At 56.4% G+C, this 10,230-nt stretch carries 10 protein-coding genes; all 10 read right to left on the bottom strand.

Translation table 11 applies throughout. The features are described 5' to 3' along the window. Nucleotides 1–305: 305 nt before the first annotated feature. A complete protein-coding gene (locus P8O11_RS13100; RefSeq protein WP_300294868.1) occupies nt 306–926 on the bottom strand; it encodes a TetR/AcrR family transcriptional regulator in 621 nt (206 codons plus the stop codon). Then, nucleotides 919–1,788, bottom strand: coding sequence for a polyphosphate kinase 2 (gene ppk2 / locus P8O11_RS13095; RefSeq protein WP_300294867.1), 870 nt, complete (start codon nt 1,786–1,788; stop codon nt 919–921). The genes P8O11_RS13100 and ppk2 overlap by 8 nt, the downstream gene beginning before the upstream one ends. 10 nt (nt 1,789–1,798) lie before the next feature. Beyond that, nucleotides 1,799–2,791, bottom strand: coding sequence for an alpha/beta hydrolase (locus P8O11_RS13090; RefSeq protein ID WP_300294866.1), 993 nt, complete (start codon nt 2,789–2,791; stop codon nt 1,799–1,801). Next, nucleotides 2,791–3,744 carry a homoserine O-succinyltransferase gene (gene metA / locus P8O11_RS13085; protein ID WP_300294865.1) on the bottom strand — a complete coding sequence of 318 codons (954 nt, stop codon included), beginning with the start codon at nt 3,742–3,744 and terminating at the stop codon, nt 2,791–2,793. Before metA ends, P8O11_RS13090 begins: the two co-directional genes overlap by 1 nt. 30 nt (nt 3,745–3,774) lie before the next feature. Next, on the bottom strand, nt 3,775–4,644 hold the full coding sequence (locus P8O11_RS13080; protein WP_300294864.1) for an ATPase: 870 nt from the start codon (nt 4,642–4,644) through the stop codon (nt 3,775–3,777). Nucleotides 4,645–4,696: 52 nt separating this feature from the next. Beyond that, nucleotides 4,697–5,608, bottom strand: a complete 912-nt coding sequence (locus P8O11_RS13075) for a DMT family transporter (protein ID WP_300294863.1) — start codon at nt 5,606–5,608, stop codon at nt 4,697–4,699. A gap of 114 nt (nt 5,609–5,722) precedes the next feature. After that, on the bottom strand, nt 5,723–7,012 hold the full coding sequence (locus P8O11_RS13070; RefSeq protein WP_300294862.1) for a hypothetical protein: 1,290 nt from the start codon (nt 7,010–7,012) through the stop codon (nt 5,723–5,725). A 163-nt stretch (nt 7,013–7,175) separates the two neighbouring features. Continuing rightward, nucleotides 7,176–8,051, bottom strand: a complete 876-nt coding sequence (locus P8O11_RS13065) for a DMT family transporter (protein ID WP_300294861.1) — start codon at nt 8,049–8,051, stop codon at nt 7,176–7,178. A gap of 155 nt (nt 8,052–8,206) precedes the next feature. Next, nucleotides 8,207–8,476, bottom strand: a complete 270-nt coding sequence (locus P8O11_RS13060; RefSeq protein WP_300294860.1) for a hypothetical protein — start codon at nt 8,474–8,476, stop codon at nt 8,207–8,209. Between the two features lie 76 nt (nt 8,477–8,552). Beyond that, on the bottom strand, nt 8,553–10,124 hold the full coding sequence (gene guaA / locus P8O11_RS13055; protein WP_300294859.1) for a glutamine-hydrolyzing GMP synthase: 1,572 nt from the start codon (nt 10,122–10,124) through the stop codon (nt 8,553–8,555). Between the last annotated feature and the right edge of the window lie 106 nt (nt 10,125–10,230).

Below are 10,230 nucleotides of genomic sequence, written 5' to 3'. Positions count from 1 at the left end.
CTCTTCGGAGCGGCCTTTTTCTTTGGGCGAGGTGTTTCGGCTGACGCCGATCCGCTGGGGGCTTTGCCCCCAGACCCCCAGGATATTTTTCAAGAGAAGAAAAAGGGGACGGTATGACCCGCCCCCTAGGATAGAGTTGCCTCTTCTCCTCTTACGGTCATCGGCGTCCCCGCCTGTACCGCATTTTCACTTTGCATGAACTTTCTTAACAAGCCCCTACTTCTTCTCTTCTAAAATATCCCAGGGGGTCTGGGGGACTGGTCCCCCAGCTTGGCGACGACGACGTCGGCGCAATACATCAGAGGCTATTCGTCAGGTTTGATCAGGCCCAGCCCACGCAAATAGATGCCAATGCCCGACTCTAGCAGATCTTCGGGGGAAAACGGACTTTGAGTTCCTGGGGAGTTGCGTGCAAAGAGCTCCACGACACCATGGCTCATCGCCCATATATGTGCTGAGAACATTGAAGCAGGTGGGCGCTTTTCAGCAGGGATGTGTTGGCTCAGCTCGGAAGCGGCAGTTTCCAGTACGGCGCGGGCCCGTGCGGCAACTGTGGCCAGCTCGGGCGTGCGATTGACAGAGATCCCGCTTTCAAACATGGCGATGTAGTGACCCGGATACTTGCGGGCAAAGGCGAGATAGGCACGGCCTGTGGCCTCAAAGGCGGCGAGGGCGGAAGGCTGGCCCGTCTCGTAAGCATATTGCATCAGGTCAGCAAATATCTCATAGCCTTGACGCGCTGCTTCGGCGATCAGGTCTTCACGGCCTTCAAAGTGCCGATAGACTGCGGCGGGTGTAACGCCTGCTTCTTTGGCAGCTTCAGAGAGCGTAAAGCCCGTCGGCCCTTTGGCCTCGATCAGTTTCAAAGCCGCTTCGACCAGCGCTTGGCGCAGGTTGCCGTGATGATAGCCGCGTTTTTTAGGCATCCCAGATCTCGGGGCCGCCACAGACGAGGGGATCGACCGTGCCCAAGGCTTTTATGTCTTTGCGGGCGTAGTCGACTTGGCTGAGCACAGCGCGGATTGCGTTGAGGCGGGCGCGGCGCTTGTCATCGGAGCGCACGATCGTCCAAGGGGCCTCGGCTGTATGGGTGCGGGTCAGGGTTTCAGAGATGGCAGCGGAATAGCCCTCCCATTTCTTCAGCCCTTCGACGTCAATCCAGCTCAGTTTCCACTGCTTGAGCGGGTCACTTTCGCGGCCCAGAAAGCGGCGCAGCTGTTCGGCGCGGCCGACATTGAGCCAGAGTTTGACGAGGTGAATGCCTTCATCGACGAGCATCTTCTCAAAGGAGGGTGCTTGGGCGAAGAAATGTTCTCTTTGATCTTGTGTGCAGAAGCCGAAAACATGTTCGACAACGCCGCGATTGTACCAGCTGCGGTCATAGAGGACGATTTCCCCGCCTGAAGGCAGGTGATCAATGTAACGTTGGAAATACCATTCGGTTTGTTCTTTTTCGGTTGGCTTGGAGAGTGCAACGACGCGTGCGCCGCGAGGATTAAGATTTTCACGGAAGCGCTTGATTGTGCCGCCTTTTCCCGAGGCGTCACGGCCTTCAAAGACAATTGCGATGCGTGCGCCTGTTTCTTTGGCCCAGGTCTGGAGTTTGACCAGTTCGATTTGCAGGCGGGCGAGGTCTTTTTCGTAGGCTTTGCTCGGCATCCGCTCTGAATGTGGATAGGTCGGGCTGAGGATATCTCCCTTTTCAGCTCTCTTTATGGCCGCACGGACGGCCTCGGGGGCGTCTTGTTCAAAAAAGGTGCTGATCGCACCGTCAAAGGGCAGCTCCATGAGAGGCCTCCTACTGGTTTTCACTTACTATGGCGGCTTCGGCCGCGGCGCGCAATCCTGAGCGCGTGGCGGCGCGACCGATGGCGGCGACAACCTGATCTTCTGCGCTATGCTGGACCATATGGCCGTGGCCTTTTGCGCGTGTGAGCGCCGCATTGGGCAAGTCTTGGAGCAGCGGTTCAGCATGTATCCGCAGGCCGACCGTGATGTCTTGGGTGCCATGAAGAATTTCGACGGGTAGGTTTACTTGAGGGTATAGAGGGACCATCGCATTGATTTCGTTCAATAGATTGGCACGCTGGAGGGATGTGGCGCGCATCGAAGTGTATCGGAGCGAGAGCTTTGGGCCGAAATAGTCAAAGTAGCCTTCAGGTACAGGATCTGGTGCGAAGACGTTCGTGAGCGCGGCTTCCAGATAGGGCTCGGTTATCACCGCTGGCAGGAGCGGCAAAAATACAAGGCCGAGAAGCGGATTTGAGCCCGCGCGGTAGAGAGGATCAAGGGGGGTGTCCCATGGGTGGGACGCGGCGGCGAGCAGGACAAGGGCCGACAGGCTCTCTGGCTCATATGTGGCCCAAGCCAGCGCGACCGACCCGCCATAGGAGTGGCCCACCACAATCGGTTTTTTCGCGCCCATTGCAGTTGCGGCGGCCGAAATTTGCGCCGCTTGCGCGCGCAGGCTGTCGCCCTTGGGGTCAATTGCAGCGCTATACCCAAGCCCTGGTCGATCTACCATAAAAATGCGGTAGGTCGGCGCGAGCTTGGCCGCGAGTGAAAAGCTCATGTCACGGGTGTGGCCGTTGGAGCCGTGAATGAGGACGAGATCGGGACCATCAGGCGCGCCAGTGACGACCACATGCATTGGTGATCCATTGACGGTAATGATGTCTCCTCGCGCAGGTGCAGCCTCCTCGGCCGCGCGCTCTGCCCTTTGCGCGACAAGCCAAAGTGCGAGCCAGAGGAGCGCGAGTATGATGAGGCTATAGAGGGCGGGCTTGAGCATCAACCGCGCAGATCGGTGCTTTCGAGGCCGATCTTTTCGATATCAAAGGGCGTGGTTTCATAGATTTCTGAAATCCAGTTGCCATAGAGCAGATGGGCGTGGCTGCGCCAGCGGTTGAGCGGTGTTTTGCTTGGATCATCTGCGGGGAAATAGTTTTTAGGAAGCTGAATGTCCGCCCCTTCGATCTGGTTTTGCGCGAGGTCGCGCGCGTATTCTTCGCCCAGCGTGCCGCTATCATACTCAAGATGATTAAAGACATAGAGCGCGCGGTGTGCTGTGTCTTCGACCAGTGCGGGGCCGACTTCTTCGGAGTGCAAAAGTACGGTGAGACCGGCCGCTTCGATTTCGTCGCGACGCATCTCTGTCCAACGGCTTACAGGCATCACGAAATCGTCAGAAAATCCTCTTAATAGAGTGCTTTGGGGAGCGAAGTTAAGGTGTCTGTAGCAACCAAAGAGCTTGTGATCGAGGAGGTGCTTTTTGACGCCATGGAAATAGCCGAGCATGGCCATACCGCCCCAGCAGACGCCAAATGTGCTGTGGACATGGGTTTGGGTCCATTCAAAAACGCGCGTCAGTTCGTCCCAGTAAGTGACCTCTTCAAAAGGCAGATGTTCGATCGGGGCGCCTGTGATAATCAGACCGTCAAACTTCTCGCCTGACTCTACCACCTCTTCAAAAGAGCGGTAAAACTCTTCGAGGTGTTCTGCGGCTGTGTTGCGGGCCTGATGTTCGGACATGCGAATGAGCGAAAGCTCAATCTGCAAGGGCGTTGCGCCGATGAGGCGGGCGAACTGATTTTCAGTCTGGATCTTTTTGGGCATCAGGTTGAGAAGGCCGATCCGCAGCGGGCGGATGTCCTGACGGCTGGCTTGATCTTCGCCCATCACCATAACCCCCTCGCGACTGAGCACGGAATAGGCGGGCAAGTGAGAGGGCAGTTTGATCGGCATGGGCTTGGCCTTGTATTGGGGAAGACTGATTTAGGACGCTTTGGCGCGCGCCTCAAGAGCAGCCATGACGACTGCATCGAAATCACGGGCGTCGCGGACTGTTGCGATATCTGTGGCGTCAATGGTGACGCCCCATTTTGCCATGGCTTCGTAGCGAGGCTGACGGTGGGCGAGGGCGCGCGCATATGTGAAACGGATGAAGCTGTCTGGATCAACTTCGTTTTCAGTGCATTGGTTTTCGCTCAAGTATTCGCCCCAAACGCGCGCAAGAAAGCTGGGCTGATAGGCCATTGGCTTGGGCGCACGATCGAAGCGGCGGATGAGCTCTTCGGTATGGGCCTCTGAGCCTTTGAGCCAGATCATCAGGGTGTTTTCACTCAAAGCCTTCATGAGCTCATCGTTTGGGTTGGACGGATCGACCCATTCACAGATTGAACCACCTGTGTCGCATATGAAATGCGGATAACCATAAAGGGCTTCGGCGCGGTCAATGAAATACGGGGTGTCGAGCAGGGCTGCAATCTCAGCCCGGCGGAACTGTTCTTGGCGGGCGCCGTAGCGCCCCATGCTCATACCGCCTTTGGCCTCAGAGCCCGGCTTGCCGAGATAGGAGGAGACGGCGGCAAGATTGCCGAAGGTGATATTTGAGCCGATATATATGGAATCGCTCATCAAAAGCTCACGCAAGAAGGGCACTTTCATGGCCTCGCGCTTGGCATTGTCGGCGATATATTCGCCCATGTAACGCGTACCGATGCGGTAATCGATCGAGTAGTGAAACCAGTCGCCTGTTTCGCGCAGGCTATTGGCAATATGGGTTTTGCCAAGGCCCGACATACCGAAAAAGAGCGCCTTCTTTTGCGCGGCTTGCTGCCAGCTTTGGGCTGTTGGATAGATCATGCTCGGCCTCTTTGTTCACCTTCCTCTGGAGTAAAGGGGTGGCGCACGAGGGTCAAACTCTATTGCGAAGATACGAAAAGAGGCGACCATCCAGAATGAGCAGGCCAAAGGCGAGAATAGCAAAGCCAAGGAGTGCCCGCGGGTGTAGCGCCTCGCCCAAGACAGCCCAACCCAAGAGAATTGCGATGGGCGGCATGAGTAGGGTCACGAGCATGAGATTGCCTGAACCAGCCATGGCGAGGACGCGGTAGTAGAGCAGATAAGCGAGCACTGTCGCGACGAGGGCGTAATAGGCTATGGCGGCGAGCGTCTCGACACGCAGGGCAAGCGACAGGGGGCCCTCAACGTGCCATGCGAGTGGAACCATGATCAGCATGGTCGCGGTGAGCATGCCAGCGGCGGCGACAAGCGGTGGGAGGCCAGCCAGATGTTTGCGTGCCCAAACGCCTGCAAAAGCGTAGGACAGCGTGGCAGTGAGCACCGCGATCTGGGCAAGGGAGCGAATGTCAAAGTTGCGCAGGTTTTCAAGGCCGATGGCTGTGGCGACCCCCAAGAAGCCGATGCAAACGCCCGCAAGTTTGCGGGCACTCAGGCGTTCATCCGCGAAAAAGAGGCTGGCGAGAAGCACCCCAAAAATGGCTGTGGCACTGTTGAGAATGGCGGTGAGGCCGCTTTCTATGTGGAGCTTTGACCAGTTGAGCAGGGTGAAGGGAATGATGTTGTTGAGCAGTCCCATGACCAGGAAGGCACCCCATACGGGCCAAGCGCGTGGAACAGGCAGGCGCAGGGCAAAGACGAGGCCCCACAAGACGAGCGCGGCCCAGAGTGCGCGGTGCGCGACCGTAGAGAGCACGCCCACTTCGTTGAGCGCGATGCGCACAGAAAGAAACACGCCGCCCCAAACAAGCGCCAGAAGCAGAAGCTCGGCCCATGCACGGGACGAGAGGGATTTTTGATCTGTCATGAGGGAGCTATGCCTGCTTTAGAGCAGCTTCACGACCCGTTTCTTGCGGGAAGGCCACAAAAAAACGCCCCGCCGATTTGGCAGGGCGTTTGGGTTCTTTAAAGCTTCTGAGCTTTAGAAAACGACCTCGATTTTTAGTCCCGCTCCAACTGCCGAGTTGCTTCCAAACGAAGCCGCTGTCTGTCCTCCGACGCCCGCATTGGCGGCTCCGAGCCAAGTGTAGTTCAACCCGCCTGAAATATTGACGTTGTTTTTCGAATAGCGTCCACCGACGGTTAGGCCATAAAGGCCATCTGTTGGGCCAAGTGGCGATACTGTGGCTGCATTGCCAGCTTCCTCGTAGGACAGTGAAACTGTTCCTGCAAATTGATCAGAAAAGCGATGCGCAACACCGATTGAATATCGGTAGGAGTCGTCGATGTTTACTAGATCAGAGCCGAGCAGTGTTGGAACAACATCAACAGCCGAGAAGTCTGTCCAGCGGAAATTGGCTGTCAGCAGGGTGTTTTTGGCAACGCCTGTCTGGAAGTCGAGATTGAAGGACTGTGGCGTGACATAATCGACTGTGCCGGGCACAGAACTCAGTCCTAACATGCTTTCTGTTGTAGCGGCGCTGTGGTCGGTTTCGAACCGATAGCTGGCAGCCAAACGAAGGGCAATGTCCGGTATTTCATAGGCGGCGCCGAGCAGGAAGCCGACAGAAGTGTCTTGCTTCATGTTAAACTTATAGCCGTCATTGGTAGCGAAATTAGTCGCTGTCGTTCCAAGCGAGCCTGCCAAAGTCGCGAAAGTGCCTGCGCCATATGTTGTATCAATTGCGGTTTGTGCTGTTGTATCTCCGAGTGCTGCGGCACCCAATGTTGCGGAGCTGAGCTCAGCGGCTCCTGATGGTAGGCTGGCATTAAAACCTTTTGCGACGGCTGCTGCTGAAATCGCACCGCGATAGGCCGTGCCGTTTAGGTTCACGGTTCCCTCTACGGTCTCAACACTGATCCCGCCCAGAAGGCTGAAGCGTGGCGAGAGAGCATAGCGGCCAACAACTGTCGCAGCATGGCTTGAAAGATCGGCCATTGTGCCGCCAAGTGTCGATGTGAGTGGGCTGTTGCCATATGTGACATTGGCGCCATAAGGCTGGTCAATGATAAGAGCGTAGCTGAACGCGTTAGCCTTTCCACCCGTGTATGAATATCCATATTGTTGGTAAGCATCGCCGACATTGTAGCTATTGCCAGCCGTGTCGGTTCCCTTGATTGAGGGTTTCACGGCTCCAAAGGATACTGACGTTGAGCCTGGGGCGCTAAAGATCGCTGAAATGCTTTGACCTGAGCGATCAAGACCGCCAGCGAGCGCTGCGCTTGACGCTAGCGCTAGAATGCTTGTGCCGAGTACGAGTGTTTTCATCATATTCTCCTCCCAAAGAATTTTATTAAACGGTATCGGCAAAAGCTTGCTCGTAAAATAGGTTCCGTAGCGGCAGGACTTGAAAAGCCAGTTTTTGTGACATGAAAGACAAAAACATGGCGATCTGGGCCCGGAATAGCGTTATTTTGGGGCGCTGGCTTGTGTTTTATCGCAGTGATTTGCGCGTTTCAGTCCAGATGTTGAAGTAGTTTCCAGCGAAAATCAGCAGGGCTCCGACAAAGACCCTGACGTCCAGCGCCTCGGCGTAGGCTGCCCAGCCGATGACGGCAATGACGGGGAGGCGGGCAAAATCAATCGGCACAACCACTGTGGCTGGTGCGAGACTCAGCGCCGTTGTCAGGCAGAAATGTGCAAGAAGGCCCGCGCAGCCGATGAGCAAAAGCCATGGTGCTGTGGTGGCGGAGGGCAAGGCGACATCGCCGTCATAGCCTGCGGCAAGGACGCCGAAGACGGCTTGCATGACGGTGAGGTAAAACAAGATGCAGGTGATTTTCTCGCTGCGCGTGAGTCGCTTTGTGAAGATGATGGTAATGGCAAAGCAGATGGCGGCGAGAGAAGCCGTGACCACGCCAAGCCCGACTGTTTCGCCGAAGGGGCGGGCCACAATCAAGATGCCCGCAAAGCCGAGGAGGGCGGCGAGGGCGCGTGTTTGGGTCATGCGCTCCCCCAAAACGAAAGGCGAGAGCACGAGCACCCAGATTGGTGATGTGAATTCGAGCGCAAAGACTTGTGCAAGCGGGATGACTGTGAGGGCGAAAAACCAGAGATTCTGGCCTGCGAAGTGGGCGATATTGCGGATGGTGTGGGCGCCCATTTGCCGGCGTGTAATGTCGCCCAGATGTCCCGTGCTGGCTGCGATACCGATCACGATGATCATGCCGATAAAGCTGCGGTACATCATGATTTCAAAGGTATCGAGTTCAAAGCTGACGGCGCGGCCTGCAACGGCCATTGCTGTGAAGGAGGCGATGGCCCCGATCATCCAAAGCGCTGCGCGCAGGGTTTGGGGCGTATCGCTCATTTGGACTTGGTTCCCTTGCCCTTTGCTTAGGCCGCGAGGTTAACCGAAGTCTGCACGAGGTTGGAGCCCTAAATGATATCTGATCATTCGAAATATTCTTTGGAATGTCGACGCGCTTTTGCCCTGAGTTGCTGGTGGTTCAGTTGCTCAGGATTTCAGACCACCCGGGCCTCGGTGTCGAAGGTCAGCAGAGCCTCTTGCCAAGTGGGAATGCTGTTGGCCTCGTACCCGCAAACTTTGCCTTGTGCGATCTGGGCGAAAACCTTCATGGTTTTTCGGTGAACCGGAGATGACCTATCGGCCATCATTGATTTCTTATCGACCCAAACGGTCAGAGTGTGGTGGTATCCGTCACGTTTTTTCGCTTCGCAAAACAGACAGCCCGCCGCTTTTTGGGCCGCTCTGAAGGCGGGCACAGCCAACATCCAGAATCTCACACGGCCAAAAAATGCTTGGGTTTCAAGCCTGTTACAGAAACATACACCGTCTAACAGCTCCAGCTCACTCCCACTCGATCGTTCCGGGCGGTTTGGATGTCACGTCATAGGTCACACGGTTGATGCCTTTGACTTCATTGATGATACGAGTCGCAGTCTCGCCAAGGAATTCATGCGTGAACGGGTAGTAATCCGCTGTCATGCCATCCACAGATGTCACCGCGCGCAGGGCGCAGGCGAAGTCATAGGTTCGGCCGTCGCCCATGACACCCACGGTGCGCACAGGAAGGATTGCCACAAAGGCTTGCCAGATTTCATCATAAAGCCCGTGCTTGCGGATCTGGTCGATATAGACCGCATCTGCCTTGCGCAGGATTTCGAGTTTTTCGCGCGTGATCTCGCCAGGGCAGCGAATTGCGAGGCCCGGGCCAGGGAAGGGGTGACGGCCGATAAAGCTGTCGGGTAGGCCAAGCTCGCGGCCGAGCTCGCGCACTTCGTCTTTGAAGAGACCGCGCAGGGGCTCGACAAGTTTAAGCCCCATCTTTTCGGGGAGGCCGCCAACGTTGTGATGCGACTTGATTGTGACGGACGGGCCGCCAGAGAACGAAACGCTTTCGATCACGTCAGGGTAGAGTGTCCCTTGCGCGAGGAACTCGGCGCCTTCGATCGTATCTGCGTATTTCTGGAACACGTCGATGAAGAGGCCACCAATGATCTTGCGTTTGGTTTCTGGGTCGGACTGACCCTCAAGCTTACCAAGGAAAAGCTCGGTTTCATCGGCGTGAATGAGATTGAGATTGTAGTTCTCGCGGAACATTTTTGTGACTTCTTCGGCCTCGTTCAGGCGGAGAAGTCCGTGATCGACGAAAACGCAGGTGAGTTGGTCCCCGATGGCTTCGTGCAGGAGAAGGCCTGTCACCGAGCTATCCACCCCGCCAGAGAGTGCGCAGATCACTTGCTTGTCGCCGACTTGTTCGCGGATCAGGCGGATCATTTCTTCCCGGTAAGCGCCCATTGTCCAGTCGCCAGAGAAGCCTGCGAGTTTTACGAAGTTTTCATAGAGTGTTTTGCCGTTCGGAGTGTGGTGCACCTCGGGGTGGAACTGCACAGCAAAGAAGTTGCGTGCGAGGTCGGCTGTCATCGCAAAAGGTGCGCCGGGGGATGTGCCAAGAACTTCAAAGCCGGGCGCGATTTCGCTGACGTGGTCGCCGTGGCTCATCCAGACTTGTTCGCGGCCTGAACCATCCTGGAACCAGCCGTTGATAAAGGCGCCGCTTGTGTCTGTTGGGGTGACCCATGCGCGTCCAAATTCGGCAGTGGCATTGTCGCCTGCTTCGACTTTTCCGCCGAGATCATGCATCATCACTTGCTGGCCGTAGCAGATGCCCAAAATAGGCACACCGAGCGTGTAGGCACTCGCGGGCGGGCGCGGCGAGCCATCCCGCATCACGGAATCAGGACCACCCGAGAAGATGATCGCCTTTGGCGCCAGCTCCGCCAGAAACGCGTCTGTGACGTTCTGATAGGGATGAATTTCGCAATAGACGTTTAGCTCACGCAAACGGCGCGCAATAAGCTGCGTCACTTGGCTGCCAAAGTCGATGATCAGGAGTGTTTCATGCATAGGTGTGTTCATGATTTGCTCGTAAGGGCAAATGCCTGCGGTATCAAGACCCCAGCCGCGCCACGAGGCTTGCTGCGCGCACAACTTCGAGCAATGTCGCTTTTTCCTGCCAAGGGGC

The sequence above is a fragment of the Lentibacter sp. genome (assembly GCF_029254145.1).
Classification (GTDB): Bacteria; Pseudomonadota; Alphaproteobacteria; order Rhodobacterales; family Rhodobacteraceae; genus Lentibacter.
The sequence above is the reverse complement of the archived record's forward strand: the minus strand, read 5'-3'. Positions and strand labels throughout refer to the sequence as shown.

What these genes read in the sequence shown, in the direction of transcription:
- P8O11_RS13100 (WP_300294868.1), bottom strand. Translation starts at nt 926, where the DNA reads ATGCCTAAAAAACGCGGCTATCATCACGGCAACCTGCGCCAAGCGCTG.
- ppk2 (WP_300294867.1), bottom strand. Translation starts at nt 1,788, where the DNA reads ATGGAGCTGCCCTTTGACGGTGCGATCAGCACCTTTTTTGAACAAGAC.
- P8O11_RS13090 (WP_300294866.1), bottom strand. Translation starts at nt 2,791, where the DNA reads ATGCTCAAGCCCGCCCTCTATAGCCTCATCATACTCGCGCTCCTCTGG.
- metA (WP_300294865.1), bottom strand. Translation starts at nt 3,744, where the DNA reads ATGCCGATCAAACTGCCCTCTCACTTGCCCGCCTATTCCGTGCTCAGT.
- P8O11_RS13080 (WP_300294864.1), bottom strand. Translation starts at nt 4,644, where the DNA reads ATGATCTATCCAACAGCCCAAAGCTGGCAGCAAGCCGCGCAAAAGAAG.
- P8O11_RS13075 (WP_300294863.1), bottom strand. Translation starts at nt 5,608, where the DNA reads ATGACAGATCAAAAATCCCTCTCGTCCCGTGCATGGGCCGAGCTTCTG.
- P8O11_RS13070 (WP_300294862.1), bottom strand. Translation starts at nt 7,012, where the DNA reads ATGATGAAAACACTCGTACTCGGCACAAGCATTCTAGCGCTAGCGTCA.
- P8O11_RS13065 (WP_300294861.1), bottom strand. Translation starts at nt 8,051, where the DNA reads ATGAGCGATACGCCCCAAACCCTGCGCGCAGCGCTTTGGATGATCGGG.
- P8O11_RS13060 (WP_300294860.1), bottom strand. Translation starts at nt 8,476, where the DNA reads ATGTTGGCTGTGCCCGCCTTCAGAGCGGCCCAAAAAGCGGCGGGCTGT.
- guaA (WP_300294859.1), bottom strand. Translation starts at nt 10,124, where the DNA reads ATGAACACACCTATGCATGAAACACTCCTGATCATCGACTTTGGCAGC.